This window comes from Rhodopseudomonas telluris, assembly GCF_042432815.1.
Classification (GTDB): domain Bacteria; phylum Pseudomonadota; class Alphaproteobacteria; order Rhizobiales; family Xanthobacteraceae; genus Rhodopseudomonas; species Rhodopseudomonas telluris.
Map to the genome: position 1 here is coordinate 763,948 of NZ_JBHLWM010000008.1, position 24,281 is coordinate 788,228.

General features: G+C 66.7%; 24 protein-coding genes. 7 read left to right on the forward strand and 17 right to left on the reverse strand.

The genetic code is table 11. The annotated features are described in order from the left end of the window. Nucleotides 1-9 precede the first annotated feature (9 nt). Nucleotides 10-3,057 carry an excinuclease ABC subunit UvrA gene (uvrA, locus tag ACFFJ6_RS20985; RefSeq protein ID WP_378391473.1) on the reverse strand — a complete coding sequence of 1,016 codons (3,048 nt, stop codon included), beginning with the start codon at nucleotides 3,055-3,057 and terminating at the stop codon, nucleotides 10-12. 279 nt (nucleotides 3,058-3,336) lie between these two features. After that, a complete protein-coding gene (locus ACFFJ6_RS20990; RefSeq protein WP_378391475.1) occupies nucleotides 3,337-4,053 on the reverse strand; it encodes an outer membrane protein in 717 nt (238 codons plus the stop codon). Nucleotides 4,054-4,502: 449 nt separating this feature from the next. Here ACFFJ6_RS20990 and ACFFJ6_RS20995 point away from each other — a divergent pair, with 449 nt between their 5' ends. Continuing rightward, a complete protein-coding gene (locus ACFFJ6_RS20995) occupies nucleotides 4,503-5,021 on the forward strand; it encodes a single-stranded DNA-binding protein (RefSeq protein WP_378391477.1) in 519 nt (172 codons plus the stop codon). A gap of 76 nt (nucleotides 5,022-5,097) precedes the next feature. On the opposite strand, the gene ACFFJ6_RS21000 is transcribed toward ACFFJ6_RS20995, so the two are convergent. From ACFFJ6_RS21000 to mazG, 3 genes are all read right to left on the reverse strand, one after another. Then, nucleotides 5,098-5,454, reverse strand: coding sequence for a hypothetical protein (locus ACFFJ6_RS21000; protein WP_378392241.1), 357 nt, complete (start codon nucleotides 5,452-5,454; stop codon nucleotides 5,098-5,100). A gap of 2 nt (nucleotides 5,455-5,456) precedes the next feature. After that, nucleotides 5,457-6,752, reverse strand: a complete 1,296-nt coding sequence (locus ACFFJ6_RS21005; RefSeq protein ID WP_378391479.1) for a hemolysin family protein — start codon at nucleotides 6,750-6,752, stop codon at nucleotides 5,457-5,459. An 84-nt stretch (nucleotides 6,753-6,836) separates the two neighbouring features. Next, nucleotides 6,837-7,667, reverse strand: coding sequence for a nucleoside triphosphate pyrophosphohydrolase (gene mazG / locus ACFFJ6_RS21010; protein ID WP_378391481.1), 831 nt, complete (start codon nucleotides 7,665-7,667; stop codon nucleotides 6,837-6,839). 113 nt (nucleotides 7,668-7,780) lie between these two features. On the opposite strand from mazG, the gene queC reads away from it, so the two are divergent. Both queC and ACFFJ6_RS21020 read left to right on the forward strand, forming a co-directional pair. Continuing rightward, a complete protein-coding gene (queC, locus tag ACFFJ6_RS21015) occupies nucleotides 7,781-8,497 on the forward strand; it encodes a 7-cyano-7-deazaguanine synthase QueC (protein ID WP_378391483.1) in 717 nt (238 codons plus the stop codon). Between the two features lie 149 nt (nucleotides 8,498-8,646). Then, entirely contained in the window at nucleotides 8,647-9,888 is a 1,242-nt protein-coding gene (locus ACFFJ6_RS21020) for a serine hydrolase domain-containing protein (RefSeq protein WP_378392243.1), read from the forward strand. On the opposite strand, the gene ACFFJ6_RS21025 is transcribed toward ACFFJ6_RS21020, so the two are convergent. From ACFFJ6_RS21025 to nthA, 4 genes are all read right to left on the reverse strand, one after another. After that, entirely contained in the window at nucleotides 9,861-10,943 is a 1,083-nt protein-coding gene (locus ACFFJ6_RS21025) for a GNAT family N-acetyltransferase (RefSeq protein WP_378391485.1), read from the reverse strand. The two genes, ACFFJ6_RS21020 and ACFFJ6_RS21025, sit on opposite strands and share 28 nt — an antisense overlap. A gap of 249 nt (nucleotides 10,944-11,192) precedes the next feature. Next, entirely contained in the window at nucleotides 11,193-11,579 is a 387-nt protein-coding gene (locus ACFFJ6_RS21030) for a nitrile hydratase accessory protein (protein ID WP_378391487.1), read from the reverse strand. Next, nucleotides 11,579-12,235, reverse strand: a complete 657-nt coding sequence (gene nthB / locus ACFFJ6_RS21035) for a nitrile hydratase subunit beta (RefSeq protein ID WP_378391489.1) — start codon at nucleotides 12,233-12,235, stop codon at nucleotides 11,579-11,581. The genes ACFFJ6_RS21030 and nthB overlap by 1 nt, the downstream gene beginning before the upstream one ends. Then, complete coding sequence (nthA, locus tag ACFFJ6_RS21040) at nucleotides 12,235-12,876, reverse strand: nitrile hydratase subunit alpha (RefSeq protein WP_378391491.1); 642 nt, start codon at nucleotides 12,874-12,876, stop codon at nucleotides 12,235-12,237. Before nthA ends, nthB begins: the two co-directional genes overlap by 1 nt. A gap of 125 nt (nucleotides 12,877-13,001) precedes the next feature. Between nthA and ACFFJ6_RS21045 the strand changes: the two genes are divergently transcribed. Genes ACFFJ6_RS21045 through ACFFJ6_RS21055 form a run of 3 tightly spaced genes read left to right on the forward strand, consistent with a single transcriptional unit; the run spans nucleotide 13,002 to nucleotide 14,916 of the window. Beyond that, the gene (locus ACFFJ6_RS21045; protein WP_378391494.1) at nucleotides 13,002-13,673 is read left to right on the forward strand and encodes a PA4824 family protein; all 672 of its coding nucleotides are present in this window, start codon (nucleotides 13,002-13,004) and stop codon (nucleotides 13,671-13,673) included. Between the two features lie 43 nt (nucleotides 13,674-13,716). Next, on the forward strand, nucleotides 13,717-14,550 hold the full coding sequence (locus tag ACFFJ6_RS21050; protein WP_378391496.1) for an enoyl-CoA hydratase/isomerase family protein: 834 nt from the start codon (nucleotides 13,717-13,719) through the stop codon (nucleotides 14,548-14,550). Nucleotides 14,551-14,598: 48 nt separating this feature from the next. Beyond that, entirely contained in the window at nucleotides 14,599-14,916 is a 318-nt protein-coding gene (locus ACFFJ6_RS21055) for a YdhR family protein (RefSeq protein ID WP_378391498.1), read from the forward strand. A gap of 14 nt (nucleotides 14,917-14,930) precedes the next feature. Here the strand turns inward: ACFFJ6_RS21055 and ACFFJ6_RS21060 are convergent, their stop codons facing one another. Together ACFFJ6_RS21060 and ACFFJ6_RS21065 are read right to left on the reverse strand one after the other, a co-directional pair. Continuing rightward, nucleotides 14,931-15,149, reverse strand: a complete 219-nt coding sequence (locus ACFFJ6_RS21060; protein WP_378391500.1) for a hypothetical protein — start codon at nucleotides 15,147-15,149, stop codon at nucleotides 14,931-14,933. 128 nt (nucleotides 15,150-15,277) lie between these two features. Beyond that, nucleotides 15,278-17,338 (reverse strand): ATP-dependent helicase, encoded by a 2,061-nt coding sequence (locus ACFFJ6_RS21065; protein ID WP_378391502.1) that lies wholly within the window; start codon nucleotides 17,336-17,338, stop codon nucleotides 15,278-15,280. 286 nt (nucleotides 17,339-17,624) lie between these two features. Between ACFFJ6_RS21065 and ACFFJ6_RS21070 the strand changes: the two genes are divergently transcribed. Continuing rightward, nucleotides 17,625-18,089 carry a collagen-like protein gene (locus ACFFJ6_RS21070; RefSeq protein ID WP_378391504.1) on the forward strand — a complete coding sequence of 155 codons (465 nt, stop codon included), beginning with the start codon at nucleotides 17,625-17,627 and terminating at the stop codon, nucleotides 18,087-18,089. 95 nt (nucleotides 18,090-18,184) lie between these two features. On the opposite strand, the gene mnhG is transcribed toward ACFFJ6_RS21070, so the two are convergent. The 6 genes from mnhG to ACFFJ6_RS21100 are packed head-to-tail and all read right to left on the reverse strand — an operon-like array spanning nucleotide 18,185 to nucleotide 24,191. Then, on the reverse strand, nucleotides 18,185-18,541 hold the full coding sequence (gene mnhG / locus ACFFJ6_RS21075) for a monovalent cation/H(+) antiporter subunit G (protein WP_378391506.1): 357 nt from the start codon (nucleotides 18,539-18,541) through the stop codon (nucleotides 18,185-18,187). After that, complete coding sequence (locus ACFFJ6_RS21080; protein ID WP_378391508.1) at nucleotides 18,538-18,819, reverse strand: K+/H+ antiporter subunit F; 282 nt, start codon at nucleotides 18,817-18,819, stop codon at nucleotides 18,538-18,540. Before ACFFJ6_RS21080 ends, mnhG begins: the two co-directional genes overlap by 4 nt. Then, nucleotides 18,816-19,304: a Na+/H+ antiporter subunit E gene (locus ACFFJ6_RS21085; protein ID WP_378391510.1), complete on the reverse strand. Its 489-nt coding sequence runs from the start codon at nucleotides 19,302-19,304 to the stop codon at nucleotides 18,816-18,818. Before ACFFJ6_RS21085 ends, ACFFJ6_RS21080 begins: the two co-directional genes overlap by 4 nt. Continuing rightward, nucleotides 19,301-20,938, reverse strand: a complete 1,638-nt coding sequence (locus tag ACFFJ6_RS21090) for a monovalent cation/H+ antiporter subunit D (protein ID WP_378391512.1) — start codon at nucleotides 20,936-20,938, stop codon at nucleotides 19,301-19,303. The genes ACFFJ6_RS21085 and ACFFJ6_RS21090 overlap by 4 nt, the downstream gene beginning before the upstream one ends. Beyond that, nucleotides 20,935-21,276 (reverse strand): Na+/H+ antiporter subunit C, encoded by a 342-nt coding sequence (locus ACFFJ6_RS21095; RefSeq protein ID WP_378391514.1) that lies wholly within the window; start codon nucleotides 21,274-21,276, stop codon nucleotides 20,935-20,937. Before ACFFJ6_RS21095 ends, ACFFJ6_RS21090 begins: the two co-directional genes overlap by 4 nt. Beyond that, nucleotides 21,276-24,191, reverse strand: a complete 2,916-nt coding sequence (locus ACFFJ6_RS21100; RefSeq protein WP_378391516.1) for a monovalent cation/H+ antiporter subunit A — start codon at nucleotides 24,189-24,191, stop codon at nucleotides 21,276-21,278. The genes ACFFJ6_RS21095 and ACFFJ6_RS21100 overlap by 1 nt, the downstream gene beginning before the upstream one ends. Between the last annotated feature and the right edge of the window lie 90 nt (nucleotides 24,192-24,281).

Sequence of the window (24,281 nt, forward strand, 5' to 3'; positions counted from 1 at the left end):
AGCCACCTCTCACTCCGCCGCCTCGTCCGCCTTCCTCTTCTTCGCAACCGCCGCTGGCGGTTTCTTCTCTAGCACCGGCTTCAAGAACTTCCCGGTGTAGCTCCTCGGCGCCTTGACGATATCTTCCGGCGGGCCCCAGGCGACGATTTCGCCGCCGCCGTCGCCGCCTTCGGGGCCGAGGTCGATGACCCAGTCGGCGGTCTTGATGACTTCGAGATTGTGCTCGATCACCACCACGCTGTTGCCCTGGGCGACCAGCTCGTGCAGCACTTCGAGTAGTTTCGCCACGTCGTGGAAATGCAGGCCCGTCGTGGGCTCGTCCAAAATATACAGTGTGCGGCCGGTGGCGCGCTTGCTCAGCTCCTTGGCCAGCTTGACGCGCTGGGCTTCGCCGCCGCTGAGCGTGGTGGCCTGCTGGCCGACATGGATGTAGTCGAGGCCGACGCGCTGCAGCGTCTTGAAGGTCTCGCGGACGCGCGGCACCGCCTTGAAGAAGTCGGCGGCTTCCTCGACCGTCATGTCGAGCACGTCGGCGATCGACTTGCCCTTGAACAGCACTTCGAGCGTTTCGCGGTTGTAGCGCTTGCCCTTGCAGACGTCGCAGGTGACGTAGACGTCGGGCAGGAAGTGCATCTCGATCTTGATGACGCCGTCGCCCTGGCAGGCCTCGCAGCGGCCGCCCTTGACGTTGAAGCTGAAGCGGCCCGGCTCGTAGCCGCGCGCCTTGGACTCGGGCAGGCCGGCGAACCACTCGCGGATCGGCGTGAACGCGCCGGTGTAGGTCGCGGGGTTGGAGCGCGGGGTGCGGCCGATCGGCGACTGATCGATGTCGATGATCTTGTCGATGTGCTCGAGGCCTTCGATGCGGTCGTGCGGCGCCGGCGGCTCGCTGGCGTTGTTCAGCTTGCGGGCGATCGCCTTGTACAGCGTGTCGATCAGCAGCGTCGACTTGCCGCCGCCGGACACGCCGGTGACGCAGGTGAACAGGCCGAGCGGGATCTCGGCCGAGACGTTCTTGAGATTGTTGCCGCGGGCGTTGACGACCTTCAGGGTGCGGCGATGGTTCGGCGGCCGCCGCTCCGGCACCGGGACGAACATCTCGCCGGTGAGATATTTGCCGGTGAGCGATTTCGGGTTGGCCATCACCTGCGCGGGCGTGCCTTCGGCGACGATGTGGCCGCCGTGGGTGCCGGCGCCGGGGCCGATGTCGAGCACGTAGTCGGCGAGGCGGATGGCGTCCTCGTCGTGCTCGACCACGATCACGGTGTTGCCGAGGTCGCGCAGGCGCTTGAGGGTGTCGAGCAGCCGGGCGTTGTCGCGCTGGTGCAGGCCGATCGACGGCTCGTCGAGCACGTAGAGCACGCCGGTGAGGCCGCTACCGATCTGCGAGGCGAGGCGGATGCGCTGACTCTCGCCGCCGGACAGCGTGCCGGACGAGCGCGACAGCGTCAGATAGTTGAGGCCGACATCGAGCAGGAAGCTCAGCCGCTCGCGGATCTCCTTGAGGATGCGGACGGCGATCTCGTTCTGCTGGGTGTTGAGCAGGCCGGGGACCGCGGCGAACCAGTCGCCGGCGCCCTTCACCGACAGCTCGGAGACTTCGCCGATGTGCTTGCCGCCGATTTTGACGCTGAGCGCCTCGGGCTTGAGGCGATGGCCGTGGCAGGCGTCGCATGGCACGTCGGAGAAGTATTTGCCGAGCTCCTCGCGGGCCCATTCGCTCTCGGTTTCGCGGAAGCGGCGCTCGATATTGGTGACGACACCCTCGAACGGCTTCTTGGTGTCGTAGGAGCGGACGCCGTCCTCGTAGGAGAACTTGATCTCGTCATCGCCGGAGCCGTACAGCAGCGCGTTCTGGACCTTCTTGGTGAGGTCCTTCCACTTGGTGTCGAGCGTGAACTTGTAGTGCTTGCCGAGCGCGGTCAGCGTCTGCAGGTAGTAGGGCGAGGACGACTTGGCCCACGGCGCGATCGCGCCCTTGCGTAGCGTCAGCTCCTTGTCGGGCACCACCAGGTCGGCGTCGATGTGCTGCTCGATGCCGAGGCCGCCGCATTCCGGGCAGGCGCCGTAGGGGTTGTTGAACGAGAACAGACGCGGCTCGATCTCCGGAATGGTGAAGCCGGACACCGGGCAGGCGAACTTCTCCGAAAACAGGATGCGCTCGGCGCCGGTCTTGTCGTGGATCTTGGCGACCTTCTTGTCGGCCTTTTTCTTCTTGTCGGTCTTGGCGTCGTCGGCCGGCTCGTCAGCGGCCGGAGCGGGAGCAGCCGCGGCTGCGGGCGCGTCGGCAAATTCGATCACCGCCAGGCCTTCGGCAAGCTTCAGCGCGGTCTCGAAGCTTTCGGCAAGGCGCTGGCCGATGTCGGGACGGACGACGATGCGGTCGACGACGACGTCGATGTCGTGCGGGAATTTCTTGTCGAGCGTCGGCGCTTCTGCCAGCTCATGGAAGGCGCCGTCGATCTTGACGCGCTGAAAGCCCTTCTTGAGCCACTCGGCGAGTTCCTTGCGGTACTCGCCCTTGCGGCCGCGCACCACCGGCGCCAGCAGATACAGCCGCGTGCCTTCCGGCAGCGCCAGCACGCGGTCGACCATCTGCGACACGGTCTGGCTCTCGATCGGCAGGCCGGTGGCGGGCGAGTAGGGCACGCCGACACGCGCCCAGAGCAAGCGCATGTAGTCGTAGATCTCGGTGACGGTGCCGACGGTCGAGCGCGGGTTCTTCGAGGTGGTCTTCTGCTCGATCGAGATCGCCGGCGACAGGCCGTCGATCTGGTCGACGTCCGGCTTCTGCATCATCTCGAGGAACTGTCGGGCATAGGCCGACAGCGATTCGACGTAGCGGCGCTGCCCCTCGGCGTAGATCGTGTCGAACGCCAGCGACGACTTGCCGGAGCCGGACAGGCCGGTGAACACGGCAAGCTTGTCGCGCGGGATGGTGACGTCCACGTTCTTGAGATTGTGCTCGCGGGCGCCGCGAATGGTGATGGCGGTGCGGCTCGAGGCTGCGGGCTGCTGTTGCGGCGGCTGACGCTTCGCCTTGATCACTTCATCCATGCAGGGGGTCCAGACGCGAAGGGCGCAAGTTGGGCGCGGCCGGAGCAGTCAGGCCATCACCCGTGTGAGCTGAGCCTGGAACATAGGAAGAACGACAAGCAATTTCCAGAGCCGAGCTGCGACCATCAACCAGATTGTTGCCTCACGGTTGCATGGATGGCAGTGGAGCATCGCCCAAAACGGACCGAGATCCGCGCAAACGAAAAGGCCGGCGCGAGGCCGGCCTTTTGTGTCTCGGAATGTGTGTTTCCGAATTTGTGTCTCGGAATGTGGCGAAGCTTAGTACTTCGCGACGATCGGGCCGCCCCAGCGATAGTTGATGCGGGCGGTGACGATATCGGCGTCCTGCTTGATGCGCTCGACCGCGGTGTTGGTGAAGGTGACGTCCTTCTTGTCGAGGAACAGGTGATCGTATTCCACCGCGAACGACCAGTTCGGGGTGAAGCCGTATTCGAAGCCGGCGCCGACCGCCGCACCCCAGCGGGTCTCCGACGCAGTGCCGCTGATGGCGCCGCTCGGCAGAATGAAGCTGTACTTGTCGCTGACGACTGCGGCGCCGCCCTTGGCGTAGAGCAGGGCGTTGTTCCAGGCGTAGCCGACGCGGCCGGTGAACAGGCCGAAGGCTTCGATCTTCGACTGGTTGGTGGCCGGGCCGAGAAGGCTGACGTTCGAGCCCTTGAAGTCGGCCCAGTTGCCCTGCGCTTCGACGCCGAACACCCAGGCGCCGACCTGCCAGTTGTAGCCGATCTGGCCGCCGGCGGTGGCGCCCGACGCATCGTGCGAACCTTCGCTGAGCAGGCCGGGAGTGTAGAAATCCCAGCTCTTGCGGCTGGTGCCCCAGCCGCCGTTGGCGCCGATGTAGAAGCCGGACCAGTTGTAGAGCGCGACAATGACCGGCGGAGCCTTGGTGTAAGGACGGGCCGCGAGGTCGGCCGCCATCGCAGGCGCCGCACCCAGAGCGATCAATGCCACAGTGCCGAGCAAAAGCTTTTTCATCGTAATGACCCCGGTTATCCCCTGAGCGGCTGCGTCCCCCGCAAAATGCCGCCCGGCGCTAGCGCCTTTTTTGAATTGACCATGGAACTATAGCCGGTTCCGCGAAAAATGCCGTCTCCGAAAAGTCACAGTTGCGGACCAAGTGAGACCGCGAAACGCCCTGATATTCCAGCAATAATCGGCAGCTTGCGGGCATCGAAATACCGATCGAAACCATCCTCGGCGCGGTCCGGCTTTCGCGGCAATCCAGAAGTCCCTTTGCCATCGGCATTTCTGGTCTTGGCGAGAACAAAGCTGGAACGTATATGTAGGATCCCGGTGGATAACGGGGCTGTGCTGCCATCCGAGGATGGGCGGCGGACGGCGTAAGCGCTATCGGGACAGATGGAGTGCCCGGCCGGGCGGGCCGCGCGGTGCGCGCAGGCGATTCGAATTTGAAGGAGACGGCGATGGCGGGAAGCGTGAACAAGGTGATCCTGGTCGGGAATCTCGGCGCCGATCCCGAGATCAAGCGGACCCAGGACGGGCGGCCGATCGCCAACCTGCGGATTGCGACCTCGGAGAGCTGGCGCGATCGCGCGACCGGCGAGCGCAAGGAAAAGACCGAGTGGCACCGCGTGGTGATTTTCAACGAAGGGTTGTGCAAGGTCGTCGAGCAGTACCTCAAGAAGGGTGCGAAGGTTTACATCGAAGGCCAGTTGCAGACACGCAAATGGACCGATCAGAGCGGCGCCGAGCGTTACAGCACGGAGGTTGTGCTGCAGAACTTCAATTCGGTGCTGACCATGCTGGACGGCCGCGCGGGTGGTGGCGGCGGCTACGGCTCGGATGATTCCGGCGGAGACTTCGGCTCCAGCGGCCCGTCGGGCGGCTACAGCTCGGGCGGCGGCTCGCGCCGTCCGGTCGCCGCGACCGGCGGTGGCGGCGGTGGCCGCGCCAACGACATGGACGACGATATTCCGTTCTGAGGTTGTCAGCGGGTGGGGGACGTGCGCGGCCGCTCGGGCAACCAGGCGGCCGCTGCCGTTTGGAGCCGAACCCCTCTTAGTCGCTGAGCAGCGCGTGGCCGAGCAGCAGCTGGCTGGCGGCGAACAGGGTGCCGAAGATCCGCTGGTTGTGACGGGCGAGCCAGCGCGGCAGCCAGATGTCGAAATTGTCGGCGCGGTCCTCGGTGTAGCGTGCCGCCACGTTGGTCAGCGGGCAGCGCATCCGGTTCAGCAACAGCACCAGGACTTCGCCCCAGACGAACAGGCTCATCCACAGCGCGGCGATGAGTTCGCCGCGCAAGGTGGCGATCGGGATCAGTACGATCGAACTGGCGAAGAACGCCCAGATCGCGGTGTGCGCAGCGCGCACGGCCGTCAGTGCCCGGGCGCGGCTGTGCGCCGTGCCGGCCGGCATGGTCACGCCGCAGCCTCGACGTCGGGGATCCGAGTCGCGAGGATCTTGTCGATCCGTCGGCCGTCGAGATCGAGGATCTCCAGCTCCCAGCCCTGATACTCGAACTTGTCGCCGATGTTGGGCAGGGCGCCGTAATGCTGCAGCACCAGACCGGCGACGGTGTGGTAGTCGCGATGCGCCGGGACCGAGACCGGCAGCAGATCGCCGAACTCGTCCACCGGCATCCAGCCGGCGATCAGATAGGAGCCGTCCTCGCGGCGCACCGCAGCCGGCTCGGGCGGGCCTTCCTCATTGCCGAACGCGCCGACGATGGACTCCAGAATGTCGGCCGTGGTGACGACGCCTTCGAAGGCGCCGAACTCGTCATAGATCAGCGCCATGTGCACCGACGACTGCCGCAGCGTGGCGAGCACGTCGCGGGCGTCGGCCGAGGACGGGATCACGGGCGCGTCGCGCACCAGGGCGCGCAGATCCGGCTTGTCCCCGCGCAGATAGACTTCGAGCAGATCCTTGGCCTGGATGATGCCGATCGGATCGTCGCGGTCGCCGTCGGTGACAGGCAGGCGCGAATGCGGACTGTTGAGGAAAGCCGCGCGGATCTCCTCCAGCGAGTCGCCGAGATCGACCAGATCGACCTCCGGGCGCGGGGTCATCACGGCGCCGACCGGCCGGTCGCCGAGCCGCATCACGCCGGCGATCATCTCGCGTTCGCCCGGCTCGAGCACGCCGGCAGTCTCGGCCTCGAGCACCAGATTGTGGATCTCCTCTTCGGAGATCTTGTCCTGCATCACGCCGCTCTGGCCGAGCAGGCCAAGGATGGCCTTGCCGGAGAAGTCGAGCACGAACACCAGCGGCCGCGAGATCTTGGCGATCAGCGCCATGGCCGGCGCGACCTTCGCGGCGACGGCCTCCGGATTGCGGAGCGCGACCTGCTTGGGCACCAGTTCGCCGACGATCAGCGTCGCATAGGTGATCAACGCCACGACCAGACCGAAGCCGAGAATATCGGCGAACGGCACGGACAGCGCGGTGAGATACTCGGTCAGCCGCTGGCCGAGCGTGGCGCCCGAGAATGCGCCGGACAGCACGCCGACCAGCGTGATGCCGATCTGCACGGTGGAGAGGAATTTGCCGGGGTCTTCGGACAGTTTGAGCGCCTGCTTGGCGCCGCGGACGTTCTTCTGCGCGAGCAGGGCCAGCCGGGCCGGACGGGAGGAGACGATCGCCAGCTCAGACATCGCAAGCAATCCGTTGGCGACGATCAACGTCACCACGATTGCCAATTCCACCGATAGCATGGCGCCTGCGCCGCCCCCTTTGCTGGTTACACCTATGCTTGAGATAGGGTGTCGCTGGGCCGAACGGAACCGGCGCGTGCAGCTTTATCTCGTGGGGGACGGTTCCTCCGTCTTCGCCTCGTTCCACAGCGCGTCCATTTCGGCCAGCGTGGCCGTCTCCGGAGACTGGCCGCGCGCGGCGAGGGCGCGCTCGATGTAGCTGAAGCGGCGTTCGAATTTGGCGTTGGTGCCGCGCAGTGCCATCTCGGGATCGGCGCCGGTGTGGCGGGCGAGGTTGACCAGCGCGAACATCAGGTCGCCGGTCTCCTCGGCCATCTCGGTCTTGTCGCCGCGGTCGAGCGCCGCCTCGATCTCGTCGGCCTCCTCGCGGATCTTCTTCAGCACCTCGCGCGGATCGTTCCAGTCGAAGCCGACCTTGGACGCCTTGCGCTGCAGCTCCATGGCGCGCGACAGCGCCGGCTGCCCGGCCTTGACGCCGGCCAGCACCGAATTCGCCGCCGGCTCGACGTTGCCGCGGCGAGCGGCGCGCTCGGCCTTCTCCTCGGCCTTGATCTGGTCCCACACGCCCTCGACATGCGACGGCGTGATGTTGCCGTCAGCATCGGCGAAGACATGCGGGTGGCGGCGGATCATCTTGCGGGTCACCGCCTCGACCACGTCGCCGAACGCGAAGGCGCCGCGCTCCTCGGCGATCCGGGAATGAAACACCACCTGCAGCAGCAGGTCGCCGAGTTCGTCGCGCAGGTCCTCGAGGTCGTTGCGCGCGATCGCCTCGGCAACCTCGAACGCTTCCTCGATCGTGTAGGGCGCGATCGTCGCGAAATCCTGCTCCAGGTCCCACGGGCAGCCGGTGCCCGGCGTGCGGAGCTGGGCCATGATTTCGATCAGGCGGGAGATATCGCGGGAAGGGGTCATGGCAACGTCCGGAGTGAGGCGGCGATGTCCTCCTATGCCGCAAGCGTGCCCGGCGGCCCAGCGAAAATCACCGTGATTTGGCGGCGGCGGCGCGCGGTGCTAGAGGCAGCCGCATGACCGAACCGCATTCCGACCAGACCGCGCTGGTGCTGTTCTCGGGCGGGCAGGATTCCGCGACCTGCCTCGCCTGGGCGCTGTCGCGCTTCGCCCGCGTCGAGACCATCGGCTTCGAATACGGCCAGCGCCACGCCATCGAACTCGATTGCCGGGACAGGCTGCTCGACGGCTTTCGCGCCATCAATCCCGATTGGGCTTCGAAGCTCGGCGACAGCCACACGCTGGCGATCCCGACACTGAGCGCGATTTCCGACACCGCGCTGACGCGGGACGTCGCGATCGCGATGGGGGCCGACGGCCTGCCCAATACCTTCGTGCCCGGCCGCAATCTGATCTTCCTGACCTTCGCGGCGGCGCTGGCCTATCGCCGCGGCATCGCCGACATCGTCGGCGGCATGTGCGAGACCGATTACTCCGGCTATCCGGACTGCCGCGACGACACCATCCGCGCGCTGCAGGGCGCGATCAGCCTCGGCATGGCGCGCGACGTCAAGCTGCACACGCCGCTGATGTGGCGCGACAAGGCCGCGACCTGGCAGCTTGCCCACGACCTCGGCGGCACCGCGCTGGTCGACCTGATCCGCGAGGATTCTCACACCTGTTATCTCGGCGAACGCGGCGCGCGGCACGATTGGGGCTATGGCTGCGGCGAATGTCCGGCCTGCGCGCTGCGCGCCAAGGGCTGGCGCGAGTATCAGGCGAACGCGGGCTAGCTCGCGCAGACGTCATCAGCATCATCCCTGCGTATGATAGCATCCGGCGCGCCGATCGCGATGATCGCGTCATCATCGGCAAGCCAAGGGATGTCGTGCTGCCCACTCGATTCAAATCACGCGCTCCGGCGCAGCTCGGCTTCGCGGCGCTGGTGCTCGTCTGGCAGGCGATTACGCCTGTCGCGGCAGCGGATTGCGACGCAGATGCGACGGCCTCGGCACAGGGCCGGTTCAAGGCCGTCACCGCTTATTTCGACAACGAGATCGCCACCGGCAAATTGCCTGGCGCGGTCGCATTGGTCGAGCAGCGCGGCCATCCGCTGTATCTGCAGTGCTTCGGTTTTCGCACCTCCGCGCGGGTCCATCCGATGACGCCTGACACTTTGTTCGCGCTGCATTCGATGACCAAGCCGATCACCAGCGTCGCCGCGATGGTGCTGATCGACGCCGGCAAGCTCTCGCTGCAGGATCCGGTCTCCAAATACATTCCGGCTTTTGCCGACGTTCAGGTCGGCGTCGAAAGCGTAGCGAACGGCAAACCGGCGCTGAAGCGCGTGCCGCCGAACCGGCCGGTGACGGTCGAAGACCTGATGCGCCACACCTCGGGCATCACCTACGGCTATATCGGCGGCGAGCTGATCCGGCAGGCCTATACGGATGCGAACATCTTTGCCGGCGCCTTCGACAACGCGACCTTTGCCGAGCGGATTGCGCGGCTGCCGCTGGCGCGGCAGCCCGGCACGCTGTGGCGCTACGGTCATTCCACTGATGTGCTCGGCCGCATCATCGAGATCATTTCGGGGCAGACGCTGTATCAGTTCGAGAAGCAGCACATCTTCGATCCGCTCGGCATGACCAGCACCAAATACGTGCTGGAGACCGACGCCGAGAAGGCGCGGATGGCGGAGCCGCGGCCGGACGATGTCGTGCTGAACCGCGCCGAGCATCTGCGCCGGGCGCATCCGGAATGGCAATCCGGCGGCGGCGGGCTGGTTTCGACCATCACCGACTACGCGCGCTTCGCCCGCATGATCCTAAACGGCGGCGAGCTCGACGGCCGGCGCTATCTCAGCCCGGCGGCGTTTACGGCGATGACCACGGATCACATCGGTCCGGGCTCCGGCGTCGAACGCGATTACTTCTATTTCCCGGGCGACGGGTTCGGTTACGGCTACGGCTTCGCGGTCCGCACCGATCCGGGCGAAGCGAAGCCGCCGCCTCCGGGTTCGCTCGGCGAGCTGAAATGGGATGGCGGCGCCGGCACCTATTTTGGCGTCGATCGCCAGCTGGGACTGATCTACATCCTGATGGAGCAGACCGAGACGGAGCGCGGCCGGGTTGGCCCGGCGTTCAAGAAGCTGCTCTACGAGGGACTGGCGGCGAGCGACTGAAGCAGCGCGCGGCGCCCCGCGAAAGTCGTCCACGCCGACAGCGCCATACGGCCCTTGATGCTCATCGGCCTTTCCAGCCTCAGCAGTGGCTCCGCCTCGCAGCCGAGCCGCTTCTTGTAATCGTAGCCGCCGGCGCCGAGGTCGAGCCGGCGCACGCCATTCTCGATCAGCCAGCGGACGATTTCGCTGACCAGCACGATGCCCGGCGAACATCGATCCCATTCTCCGCCAAGATGCGCCAGCCGCACCGCGGTGCAGGTCTGCTGATGCAGCAGGCTGTAGGCGATCGCCACCACGGTCCCGGACGATTCCAGCACCGACAGCATCGCGAACCGCTGCTGTGCGCCATGCGCAAGGACGGTGCGATAGAAGTTCGAATAGGCCGGTCGGTCGAGCACGTAGCGTCTGCCGCGCGCCGTAATCCTGGCCCGCTGCAGATCGTCGAGCCGATCCAGCAGACTGCCAGCCTCGGCCGGATCGGTGATCATGCGCACCCTAAATCCGCCATGCGCGTCGAAGGCGCGGTGATGCTGGCGCAGCGCCTTGCGGAACTTGCGCGGCCGCGCGGCGAGGTAATCGTCCCAGGTCGCCGGCAGCAGGGCGACATTGCGGACCGATCCGCGTGTCGTGTTGGGCAGCAGCGCGAGCGGATTGATGCGTCCGTTGGCAGTGCGCGGCAGATTGCACAGCCGCACCACATCGACCGGCGGCACCGCGGCCAACGCCGCGTCGAATGCTTCGGCGGCCGCGGCCGGCGTTTCCGGCGCGGCGGGGCCGAGCAGCGGAAATCCATAGTCCGAGACCGAGAGGTCGGCGAACTCGACCAGCGTGACGCCGTAGAACCGGCGCAGCACCAGCGGCAGCAGCATCGCGATCTCGCCGCGCGCGCTGTCCCGGACGGTCACCAGCAGCGGCTCGGCGTCGGCCGACGGACCCAGCACGCTGAGCCAGGGAGCGAGCCAGTTCACGGATTGAAACGGCGTCACCGCCGACTGTGGGCCGAGCGCCGTGACGCGTGACAGGAACCGGCCGACGTCATCGGAGCATTCCGCCACGTAGCGGTCAGCGGTTCTCGCCGCCCATCCGATGGACCGTTCGCACGTCTCAAGCTGCAACATCGACCTTCAACTCACCGCGCCCACCGCCGCCGCCGAACCAAAGCGGGGCCGATCCACAATGACCCATCGATGTGCCGAGATCGTTGATGCCGGAGCCGTTGGCGCCGCTTTTGAAACATCAACCTTAACGGCGGCGGCGCAAAACCGCTCAACTTGTCGGAAATCCGAAATGCGCCGCCAGTGGGCTTAGGAGCGTGCCCCGAAATCGTCCGGCGTCAGCTCGATCGGCCGGCCGTGCGGCGTGCGGTCGGCTGCGCGATCCCAGGCATCGCGATACTGCGCCTGCGTTTCCGCGCTGGCCACGCCCTTGACGGCGATCATCCGCTCCAGCGTCGCGAGCCAATGCTGATAGTACGTATCGCCGGTGTCGGGATCGCCGCGCTGCTGCGCGCGGGTGATCTCCCCGGCGAGCTCCGCCGCCCATTCGGGCCAGGTGAACAGGCCGCGCGCGTGCAGCGTCACCGCCATCGCGAACGCATGCGCCTCCCACGGCTCGCGAAACACCGGGCCTTCGTCGTCGCGTGGCAGACCGGGCAGGGCCGCGAGCGCAGGAGCGCTGATATTGGCCGTCATCACGCCGGCTCCAGATAACTGTCCCAGGCGTCGACCGAAACGCGCAACGACGGTTCGGCCTCGTCTCCCCAAATTTCGCGGCCGTCGAACGTCACGGTGTACAGCCACTGCGGCTGCTCGCCGTTGCCGAGCGCGTTGCTGTCGGGGAAGACGTGCGCGCCGTGCAGCAATTCGACGACGCCGACATGGCCGCGGACGTAGCGCGGCAGCCGCGTGTGCGTGCGTGGGTGCATCGTCCTGGCGCGCACGCGATCGCCGACCTTGAAACGGGCCGGTGCTGCGGTCGGGCGATCGGTCGGCCCGCCGCGCGCGAGCATCGGCGCGACCTCGTCGGCGCGTAGCGGAGCCAGGTTGCGGCGGGGATGCAGCGGCCGGCCCGCGCTGATCTCGTCGGGCGTCACCAGACCGCGCTCCGCCATCAGCTTTTCGAGGCCGGCGATCCAGATCTGATAGTAGCTCTTCGACAGATAGTCGGCCGGCGAGCGGTTCTCGCGTGCGAACCGCGTCATGTCGAGGTTCCAGCCGCCGTGCCGTGCCATCGCCAGAGTCAACGCGAAGGCGCGGCGTTCCCATGCCGCGTGAAACACGGGTTCGTTGGGCTCCGGCACCACGGGGCCAAAGCCGTCCATGCCGCCCATGTCGTGCGCGCCATCCATCAGGCGATCTCCGCCGGCGAACGGGCGAGGCCGGTGCCGATCATGCTGTCGCGGGTGACGAGATCGGCGAGGCGATCCTCACTGAGGCCGTCGCTGCCGTCCGGGCGCATCGGCACCACGAGATAGCGGATCTCGGCGGTCGAATCCCAGACGCGGATGGCGGTGTCGGCCGGCAGCGTCACGCCGAATTCGGCCAACACCGCGCGCGGTTCCTTGACGGTCCGCGACCTGTAGGCCGCCGATTTGTACCAGACCGGCGGCAGGCCGAGCACCGACCACGGATAACAAGAGCACAGCGTGCACACGACCATGTTGTGGGTCGCCGGCGTATTCTCGACCGCCACGACGTGCTCGCCCTGGCGGCCGGTATAGCCGAGCTCGGCGATCGCCGCCGTGGCGTCCTGCAGCAGCCGCTCGCGATAGGCCGGATCGCTCCAGGCCTTGGCGACGACGCGCGCGCCGTTGCGCGGCCCGACCTTGGTTTCGTAGGTCTCGATCAGCACATCCAGTGCCGCCGGGTCGACGTAGCCTTTCTCGGTCAGGATGGTTTCGAGCGCGCGGACACGCAGTTCCGTTTCCGACAGTTCTGAATGGTCGTGATCGTGGGAATGGTCGTGGTGATGATCATCATGTGCATGCATGAGGCTGAGGATAGGCGGAAGTCCAGCGAGCTGTCGAGCCGGGACTCTGCTATTCCTCGGCCATGACACCGTTCACACGCGCAGTCGTCCTGATCTGCCTTGCTCTCACTGGCATCGCGTTGCTGATGTCGGGGGAGGCATGGGCGGCCAATGGTGCTTATGCGGTCGACGCCACCGACATCTCCGACCTCGGTTCGTGCAAACTGGAGAGCTGGCTTTCCAGCGCGACCAATACCGACTTTTCGGCGGTCGCCAACCCGTCGTGCGTGGTCGGGCTCGGGCGACCGGTCGAACTGACGTTGCAGACCAACCGCGCCCGTAGCGACGGTGACTGGTCGACGACGCTGTCGCCGAAAGCAAAGACCGTGCTGGTGCCGACGGCGATCGGCCGTTTCGGCCTCGCCGTCGAGGCCGGCGGTTCGATCGATGCGGCGAGCGGGACGGGCACCGTTGCGTTCGTGACGCTGCCGGCAACCTACCGGCTGTCGGAAAGCATGCGCGTCAACCTCAACAGCGGCTGGTACTGGGACCGCATCATCGATCAGCACTACCTCAGCTACGGCGCCGGCTTCGACTGGAAGTTCACCGACACGCTGCAACTGACGCTGGAAGCGTTCGGCATCTCAGGCGCGCCTGACACCGTCGGCAAGGTTCGACCCCGCGCGCAAGCGGGCGTGCGCTGGCGGCCGAACGAGATCTTCTCGCTCGACCTGATCGTCGGCCACAACATTACCGGCGAGAACGCGCGCTGGATCACGCTGGGCACCACGATGCGGTTTCCCGACGCGTTCAAATAGGCCGCCCCTGCGCCGCTTGGCGGCGCCGCGAAATTGGCCCAACATGCGCAAAACAACATGGGAGCGCGCGTTGGGAGAGTTCGTGACGATCGAGCGGGGGCTCGGACCCGAGGGCCGTATCGCCGTGGTGCGGTTCGACCGGGGGGACGGCATCAATGCGCTGTCGCCGGAGGCGATGCGGCAATTAACGGATGCGGCGCGCAGCTTCGAGGACGATGGCGGCACCTCGGTCGTGGTGCTGACCGGCAGCGCCAAGGCATTCAGCGCCGGCTTCGATCTCAAGGACCCGGAGGGCCGCCGCCGCGCCGAGATGGATCTCGGCGCGCTGCGCCGGCATCTCAAGCTCGGGCCGCGTCTGACGCGAGCGTGGCAGGAGATGGAGCAGATCACCATCGCGGCGATCGAAGGCTTCTGCGTCGGCGGCGGCGTTGCGCTCGCCGTTGCGCTGGACTTCCGGGTGATGGCCCGCAACGCGCATCTGCGCGTACCGGAGATCGGGCTTGGCATGAACATGAGCTGGCAGAGCGTGCCGCGGATGCTGCATCTGATCGGTCCGGCGCGCACCAAGCAGGCGGTGATCCTCGCCAACGACAAGATCGGCGCCGACGAGGCTTACGCTTGGGGACTCGTCGAGCACCTGGCCGAGCCGGGGCAGGCGTTCGCGGTTTCGATGGCGCTTGCGGAGAAGATCGCCGCGCAGCCGCCGATGTCGGTGGCGATGACCAAGCTCACCGTCAACCGATTGGCGCATGCGCTCGACGATCTCGCCAGCCACATGGACCTCGACCAGTTCGCCCTGGCGGGCATGAGCGACGATCACAAGGAGGGCGTCGCCGCTTTCCTGCAGCGCCGCAAGCCGACGTTTCACGGCAGATAGGTGGGAGTGCGGCACGAACCGGCATCGTCCCGAGACGGAGGAAAGTCCATGATCACCACCATCGTGCAGTTCGCGCTGACGGAGCCGGTCAGCCTCGAGGAAGCGGCGAGGCGCTTCAAGAGCAGTGCGCCGAAGTACCAGAAGATGCCCGGGCTGATCCGCAAGTACTACATCCGCTCCGAGGATGGCCGCACCGCGGGTGGGGTGTATCTGTGGGAGAACCGGCAGGTGGCCGAGGCTGCCTACGCAGGTGAATGGCGCGCGCGGGTGGCGCAGCTATACGGCGCCGAGCCGGTGATCTCGTGGTTCGATAGTCCGGTCATTGTCGACAACGCCGCGGGCGGCGCGATCACGACAGCGGCGTGACGTATTGACGGCGATCAGGAGCTGAGTGCGCCGCCCAGCGCGGCGCCGAGGCCCAATACGAGACAGCCGCCAGCCGCATAAGCGAGGTACTCGGGATGATCGCAAAACAACGGCGCCGTCCCGCAGGCGCTGACGGCCCATAAGGTGCCGTAATAGAGCTGGCCATGCGCGTTGGAAAAGACCGCCGCAGTCGCTCCAAAGATGACCGCGAACAGGATGAAGAAGACCGCCATTGGAGGGGCTCGGAATCGGGAACCGGATGGAACCCACCCTGCGGCATCCCGGGAACCTGATCAATGAGGAGGAATCCGGGTAGCGCAGCGGCACTGCACGCGTGGTGCGAACAATCGCCTGATCGCTGCTATTGCCACATCCGACGCATGCGCGCGCCGATATCGACCGGCGGGGCCTTCCGGGTCGGATAACCCGGAGTCGCAGAGGCCTTCGGCCAGCTCACGCGCTCGAAGGCCGAGAGCAAGCGGTCGGGGATGAAGCGGCTGCGCGACGCATAGACGTGGCGGTCACCCATCGCGTTCTGACCGTGGGTGAAGAAGCGTTGCGGCACGACGAGATGCAGATCGTCCTTGGCTCGCGTCATCGCCACGTAGAGCAGGCGCCGCTCTTCTTCGATTTCCGCCGAGGTGCCGGTGCCGAGGTCTGACGGCATGCAGCCGTCGACGACGTTGAGCACGAACACCGACTTCCATTCCTGCCCCTTGGCCGAATGGATCGTCGACAGGATCAGGTAATCCTCGTCCAGCATCGGCACGCCGGCCTGATCGGACGTCGCGTCCGGCGGGTCGAGGGTCAGTTCGGTGAGGAAGCGCTCGCGCGACGGATACCCCGAGGCGATCTGCGCGAGCTGGACCAGATCGGCGCGTCGCGTCTCGGCGTCCTCGTGGATGCGATCGAGATGCGGCGCATACCATGCGACCGCGCGCTCGATCTCCATCGGCCAGCCGGCTGCACCGCTGCGTAGTTCCCCGACGGCATCGACGAAGCTGCGCCAGTCGCCGGCGCGCGGCGGGGGCGGCAGATCGGCAAGGGCGGCCAGCGGATCGGCGGTGCTGCCGATTGCATCGAGCACCTTCTGCGCGGAGGCGGGGCCGACGCCCTGCATCAGCAACAACACGCGGAAGCCGGCGACGCGATCGCGCGGGTTCTGCACGAAGCGCAGCAGAGCCAGCATATCCTTGACGTGCGCCGCGTCGAGAAACTTCAAGCCGCCGAATTTGACGAACGGGATGTTACGGCGGGTCAGCTCGAGTTCGAGCGGAGCTGAGTGCGAAGAGGTGCGGAACAGCACCGCCTGCTGCTTGAGCGTGATTCCGCTCTCGCGATGCTCGAGCACGCGCTCGACAATGTAGCGCGCCTGATCGGCTTCGTCGCGGACGCCGACGAGCTGCGGCGGCGAGCCGGCGGCGCGGTCGGTCCACAGGTTCTTGGTGAAGCGCTCGCGGGCGAGATCGATGACCGCATTGGCGGCGCCGAGGATCGCCTGGGTCGAGCGATAGTTGCGATCCAGCGTGATGAGACGGGCGGGCGGGCTGAACGCCTTTGGGAAGTCGAGGATGTTGCGCACCGTGGCGGCGCGAAACGAATAGATTGCCTGAGCGTCGTCGCCGACCACGGTGAGGCCATGGCCATCCGGCTTCAGCCCGAGCAGCACCTGCGCCTGCAGCGCGTTCGTGTCCTGATACTCGTCGACCAGCACGTGATCGAACCGGCCACCGATCTCCTCGGCCAGATCGGGCTCGCTCATCGTCTGCGCCCAGTACAGCAGCAGATCGTCGTAATCGAGCACGTTGTGGCGCTGCTTGGCGTCGACATAGGCGGCGAACAGCTGCTTCAGCTCGCTGGCCCAGCCAGCGCACCACGGGTAGTTCGCGCCCAGCACCTGATCGAGAGCCTGCCCGGCATTGACGCAGCGCGAGTAGATCGACAGGCAGGTGCCCTTGGTCGGAAACCGGCTCTCGGTTTTCGAGAAACCGAGGTCGTGCCGAACCAGGTTCATCAGATCGGCGGAGTCTTCGCGATCGTGGATGGTGAAGGCCGGGTCGAGCCCGATCCGCTCCGCGTGCTCGCGCATCAGGCGCGCGCCTATGCCGTGGAACGTACCCGCCCAGTTCAGGCCGCCGGTCAGGGCGCCGGCACGATCGCCCATGACCTTGCGGGCGATCCGTTCGACCCGCTGGGTCATCTCGTTGGCGGCGCGCCGCGAGAACGTCATCAGGAGGATGCGGTAGGGATCGGCGCCGTTCAGCACCAGATGTGCGACGCGGTGGGCCAGCGTGTTGGTCTTGCCGCTGCCGGCGCCCGCGATCACCAGCAGCGGCGGGCAGGCTGCCGCGCCGACGCCGTGCTCGACGGCACAGCGCTGCTCCGGATTGAGGGCGTCTAGATAGGGGGCGGGCAAAGACACGAATCAGCGCCTGTCGGGATGAAGTCGGACGCTCCCAGATTCCTGCTTTGTTCGCAACGTCGTTGTGCGTGCCGACCCACTGAGCGGCTGAGGTGCCTTTGGGCAAACCACGCTGCGGAAAAAATGTCACACGGCACCGGCTATGCTGCCGCCGATGTTGAGCTATGGTTCGCTGGCGGTCGGGGGTGGTCCGCGGCCGGTGGAGGCGATGGCGTCGACGACGCCGCGAGCAGAGGGGAGCTGGATAGTGCGAGGATCCATATTTGCTGGAGCTGCGATCGTGGTGATGACCTCAGCGAGCGCGATGGCACTCGATCTCGACACGGTGGCCATCGAAAGCGGTAAGCTGGTGATCACCGGCAAGACCACGAAGCCCGGTCAGGAAGTCGAGGTCGTCGGGACTGGCGACAAGGTCAAGAGTTCCTCATCGCGGCGGTTCAAGTTCTCGCTCAGCTACCTACCCGACACCTGCAAGCTCGATCTGAAGGCCGGCGACGAGATGGCCAAAGACCTGATCGTCGCCAACTGCGGACCGCGCGGCGCCAAGGGTGACACCGGCCCGGCTGGTGCGGCTGGTCCTGCCGGCCCCGTCGGTGCCGCAGGCCCCGCGGGACCCGCTGGCCCGAAGGGCGATGCCGGTCCGGCTGGTCCTGCAGGTCCGGCTGGTCCGGCCGGCCCTGCTGGTCCCGCGGGCCCGGCTGGTCCCGCAAGTGCAAAGGGCGATCAGGGCGAAGCGGCGCCGAAGAACTAAGGCACAGAGAGAACGGCTTCGGCCGCCTGATGGCTGTCCAGCGTCCACGAGCGAACGCTGCACAGCCGCTGGCGGCCGAAAGCATGGCCGGTTTCCTACTTGTCCTCGTGCGGCCGCGCCAGATCGCCGTCAGGGCTCTCGGCGATATCCCGGAACATCGCGGCGCGCGCCAACAGCATCAGCGTCACCGGCGTGGTGACGGTGACGAAGCCGAGAATCAGCACCTCGTGCAACAGCGGGCGCATCTGGAGCAGCGAAAAGAACAGCATCGAGGCGCCGCAGATCAGCGCGGTGCCGAGCGAGGTCCCGAGCGTCGGGGCGTGGGCGCGCTGATAGAAGCTGCCGAGCCGTAGCAGCCCGAGCGAGCCGATCAACGTAATGCCGGCGCCCGCAAGCAGCAGCAGCGAGACGCCCCAAGCCGCCCAGGCCGGAAGTTCCGCAGCGTGACTCATTCGATCACCTCGCCACGCATCAGGAATTTCGCCAGCGCGACGGTGCCGACGAAGCCGAGCAGGGCGATGATCAGCGCGGCCTCGAAGTACACGCTGCTGCCGGTGCGGATTCCGATCGTCAGCATCAGCAGCATGGCGTTGACGTACAGCGTGTCGAGGCCGAGCACACGATCCTGCGCGCGCGGCCCGCTCAGCACCCGATAGGTGGCGCAGCCCATCGCGACGACCAGCATGACCTGCGCAAGTCCGATCGAGACGGTCAAAACCAAGCTGCTCATTCGAAAATCTCCAATAGCAGGCTCTCGTAGCGGCCCTTGATGCGCTCGACCCATTCGTGCTCGTCGACCAGATCGAGCACGTGCAACTGCAGGATTCCGGAATCGCGATTGAAGTCGATCCACAACGTGCCGGGCGTCGAGGTGAGGATGCACGCCAGCACCGCGAGGCCTTGCCGGCTGCGCATGTCGAGCGGAATGTCGACGAAGCCGGAGGTGATGTTATGGCGTTGCCCTCCGAGCACGATAGCGGCGACGGCGAGATTGGAGCGGATCACGTCGACCAGCACCAGGGCCGTGAGCCGCACCATCGCCGCCGGATTGCGCACGTGCCCCGCGTCGGGCTGCAACTGCCGCAACAGCCAGCCACCCATTACGGCGAACAGGCTGCCGAGCAGGATCGGGCCGGGCGCGATGCTCTGGCTTAGCCACAGCCACATCGCCAGCAGGCACAACGAGATCAGCGGGAACGGCAGCAGCTCCTTCATGAGCCGCCTCCGGTCTTCACCCGTGTCTCCGCCGGCGCCAGCACGCTGTGTGTGTAGGCCGCGGGGGCGTGAAGCTGCTCGGCCGCGCCCTGCATGTAGCTCATTGCCGCCCGCGGCTGCAGCGTCAGCAAGGCGCAGCCGAGCAGCAGCAGCGCGATCGGCACGATTTCGACCAGCCGCACCCGCGGATCGGCGCGCTCGGTCGGCGTCCACAGCGTGCGAATGCCGGCGCGCGTCAGCGCGATCAGCATCGTCAGGCCGGACAGCATCAACAGCGCCAGCAGAGCCCAGTGCAACGCCGGCATCCCGCCCGCCGTATCGTCACCGAGCAGCGCCGTCAGAATGGCGAATTTGGCGATGAAGCCGGACACCGGCGGCAGGCCGGCAATCACCGCCGCGCAGCCGACGAAGCACCAGCCGAGGATTGCCATCGAGGCGGGAATGACGAGGCCGATCTCCTCGGCGTCCGGATCTTCCGGCGCATCCTCGCCATAGGCCTCGCGCGTGACCGCCAGCATGTCGGCGCCGGGGTCGCGGCCGCGCTCCAGCAGTTCGATCAGCATGAAGAACGCGGCGATCGCAAGCGTCGAACTCACCAAATAGAACAGCGCCGGCGCCGTCACGGCAGCGCGGTCTGCCGCCGCGGCGACCGCCACCACGGTGCCGGACGACACCAGCACCGCATAACCCGCAAGCCGCGACATTTCCTGCGATGCCAGCGCGCCGACCAGGCCGAAGATGATCGTGGCGATGCCGGCCGCGATCAGCCAGTCGTTGCCGAACAGCGCCGACGCGCCGCTGGCCGATCCGAAGAACAGCAGCGACAGCCGGAGCAGGATGTAGACTCCGACCTTGCTCATGATGGCGAAGATCGCCGCGACCGGCGCCGCAGCGGCCGAGTAGGTGGTCGGCAGCCAGAAGCACAGCGGCCACATCCCGGCTTTCACCATGAACGCCACGCCGAGAATGGCGGCGCCGGCTTCCAGTAGCGCGCGATCCTGCGCCGGCACCTGCGGGATCCGCAGCGCCAGATCGGCCATGTTGAGCGTGCCGGTGACAGCGTAGATCAGGCTGACGCCGATCAGGAACAGCAGCGAGGCAGCCAGATTGATCGCGATGTAGTGCAGGCCGGCGCGCACCCGTGCCTGGCCCGAGCCGTGCAGCACCAAGCCGTAGGAGGCGGCCAGCAGCAGTTCGAAGAACACGAACAGGTTGAAAAGGTCGCCGGTGAGAAACGCGCCGTTCAGGCCCATCAGCAGGAACTGGAACAGCGAATGGAAATGCGCGCCGCCGCGGTGCCAGCGCGCCAGCGCAAAGGTCGCGGAGGCGAAGGCGAGCACGCTGGTCAGCGCCACCATCAGCGCCGACAACCGGTCCACTACCAGCACGATGCCGAACGGCGCCGGCCAGTTGCCGAGTCGATACACCGCGATCGGCGCCGCGGCGCCGGCCGTGGCCTGCGCGTCCGCCGCGTGCATCAGAAGCAACGCGACGATGCCGATGATGACGATCGAGCCGAGATTGGCGGCGGCCTTGATGCTCTGATGCCGTTCGTCGATCAGCACCAGCGCAGCCCCGACCAGCAAGGGCAGCAGGATCAGCAGGATGATGAGATGGTCGGTCCAGTTGATCATTCGTGTTCCCGGCCATCGACATGGTCAGTGCCGGTCAGGCCGCGCGAGGCCAGCAGCACGACGAGGAACAACGCGGTGGTCGCGAAGCTGATGACGATCGCGGTGAGCACGAGCGCCTGCGGCAGCGGATCGGCCAGCAGGGCCGGATCGCCGGCCTGTCCCTTCTCCAGCACCGCGGCGGCGCCGACGCGGAGCCGGCCCATGCTGAAGATGAACAGGTTGACCGCGTAGGACAGCAGCGCAAGACCGATGATCACCTGGAAGGTGCGGGGCCGCAGCAGCAGCCAGACGCCGGAGCCGGTCAGCGCCGCGATGGCGAGTGTGACGATCAATTCCATCACTCGGCCTCCGGCGTGGCGCGGGGCGCGGGCGGCTGGCGGTGTGCGCGGATCGACTGGTGCGCCAGAGCGATCAGCATCAGCGTCGTGGCGCCGACCACCAGGGCGAACACGCCGAGGTCGAACAGCGCGGCGCTGGCGAGAGGCACCTTGCCGATCCAGGGAATGTCCGCATAGGCGAAGGCCGACGTCAGGAACGGCCGTCCGACCGGCAACGCCGCCGCACCTGTCAGCAGCGCCAGCAGCAGACCGACGCCGATCCAGCGCAGCGGATGCACGCGCAGACGTGCCTCGAGCCAGCGGGTGCCGCCGGCCATGTATTGCAGGATCAGCGCCGCAGCCATTGCGATGCCGGCGACGAAGCCGCCGCCCGGCTGGTCGTGACCGCGTAGCAGGAGATACATCGCCGCGATGAAGATGAACGGGAACAACAGCTGCATGATCACGGCCGGCACCGCGAGATAGTCGGCAGCGGTGTCGCCGCGGTTGCGTCCGTCGCGCGCGTCGTCCTGCGCATCCTGCAGCCGCTGCTGCTCGGGAAGGTCGACGCTGTCGGCGGCGGGGCGGAAGCGGCGCAGCAGCGCAAACACCGACAGCGCCACCACGGCCAGCACGGTGATCTCGCCGAGCGTATCGAAGCCGCGGAAGTCGACCAGGATGACATTGACGACGTTGGTGCCGCCGCCGTCGGAATAAGCGTGCCGCACGAAGAAGTCCGAGATGCTATCTGGCGCGGTGCGGGTCATCGCCGCATAGGCCAGCAGCGCCACACCGATGCCCGCAGCGCTCGCCACAGCCATATCGCGGAGCCGCTGGGTGCGGAGGAGCAGGCTGCGCTCCGAGGTCGTCTCGCCGGTCTCGAACTGCTTCGGCAGCCAGCGCAGCCCGAGCAGCAGCAGCACCGTCGTGACAATCTCGACGCCGATCTGGGTCAGCGCCAGGTCCGGCGCCGAGAACCAGACGAAGGTAATGCAGGTCGTCAGTCCAGCGCCGCCGATCATGATGAGCGCGGCCAGCCGATGAAATTTCGCGACCGCGGCGCCACCCAGCGCGCAGGCGATCCCGACCGCCCAGACGCCCGCCAGCGCCGGCTCGAAATTGTCGAATGCGACCGGAGCGAGATTCATCCCACGCAGCAGCGCGGGCCAGCTTGCGGCGACCAGCGCCACGCAGACCAGCAGCAGCAACTGCGGCTGCAGCCGGCGGGTACCGATCACCCGTTCGACCGCGCGCGCCCAGCGCCACGACACCGTCACCAGCACCCGGTCGAAGATCCGCTGTGTCTTGAAGCGGCCGTTGAACAGCGAACTCGTCAGACCTTCCTGCAGCGGCTTCCGCAACATCACGTACAGCAGCACGCCGCCGACCAGCGCGATCACGCTCATCAGCAGCGGCCAGTTGAAGCCGTGCCAGACGGCGAGGCTGTAATACGGCGTCGCCGCGCCCAGCACCGACTCGACGGCGACATGCAGGAACGGTCCGATCGTCAGCGACGGAACGATGCCGACGACCAGGCAGGTCAGCACCAGCAGTTCGACCGGAAAGCGCATCCAGCGTGGCGGCTCGTGCGGCACGCGGGGCAGGTCGACCGGCGGCGGCCCGAAGAAGACTTCGCGGATGAAGCGCAGCGAATAGGCCACGGTGAACATGCTGGCGAGCGTGACGATATACGGCAGGGCGTCGTCGAGCAGCGAGCCGTCATGGGTCTCGATGGTCTCGGCGAAGAACATCTCCTTGGACAGAAAGCCGTTGAGCAGCGGCACGCCGGCCATCGCCGAGGCGGCCACGATCGCAAGCGCGCCGGTCTTCGGCATGAACTTCCACAGCCCGCTGAGGCGGCGCAAGTCGCGAGTGCCGGTTTCGTGGTCGATGATGCCGGCCGCCATGAACAGCGACGCCTTGAAGGTCGCGTGATTGAACACGTGGAAGATCGCCGCGACCAGCGCCAGCGGACGGTCGAGCCCGATCAGCAGCGTGATCAGCCCGAGATGGCTGATGGTCGAATAGGCGAGCAGGCCCTTCAGGTCGCGCTGGAACACCGCGAGATAAGCACCGACGATGAAGGTGATGAGGCCGGCACTGCCCACCAGCCACAGCCATTCATTGGAGCTTCCCAGCACCGGCCACAGCCGCACCAGCAGGAAGACGCCCGCCTTCACCATCGTGGCCGAATGCAGATAGGCCGAGACCGGCGTCGGCGCGGTCATCGCGCGCGGCAACCAGAAATGGAATGGGAACTGGGCGCTCTTGGTGAGTGCCCCGAGCAGGATCAGGATCAACGTCGGGACGTAGAGCGGATGGCTGCGCACCTGAGCGCCGGCCGCCAGCACCACGCCGAGGTCGTAGCTGCCGACGATATGGCCGAGCAGCACAACGCCGGCAAACAGGCACAAGCCGCCGGCGCCTGTCACCGTCAACGCCACGCGTGCACCTTCGCGGGCAGCGACGTTGTGGTGCCAGTAGCCGATCAGCAGGAACGAGAACAGGCTGGTGAGCTCCCAGAAGAACACCAGCTGGATCAGATTGCCCGACAGCACGATGCCGAGCATCGCGCCCATGAAGCCCTGTAGAAACGAGAAGAAGCGCGGCACGGGATCCGACGGCGACATGTAGTAGCGCGCATAGAGCACCACGAGCGCGCCGATCGCCGTGATCAGGCACGCGAAGGCCCAAGCGAAGCCGTCGAGCCGCAGCGTGAAGGTCAGTCCATATTGCGGCAGCCAGGCCATCTGGTGACGGACCGGCGCGGCGTCGAGGCCTGGATACAGCAAGAGCAGCAGCCCGAGGCAGCCGAGCGCCACCAGAGCGGCGAGCCACGCCTCGGCGTTGCGGGCGTTAGCGGGCAGGAGAGCGGCAACCAGGGCACCGGCGAACGGAAGGAGAAGGACCGCAAGAAGAAACTCGTTCTGCGGCATCCCGTCTCCTTTCGATCCAAATTCGTCGTGCGCGGCCCTTTCGGCGACGTTCTACCCTGTCTTTATGGTGGCGACCGGCTGTCGGGGCAA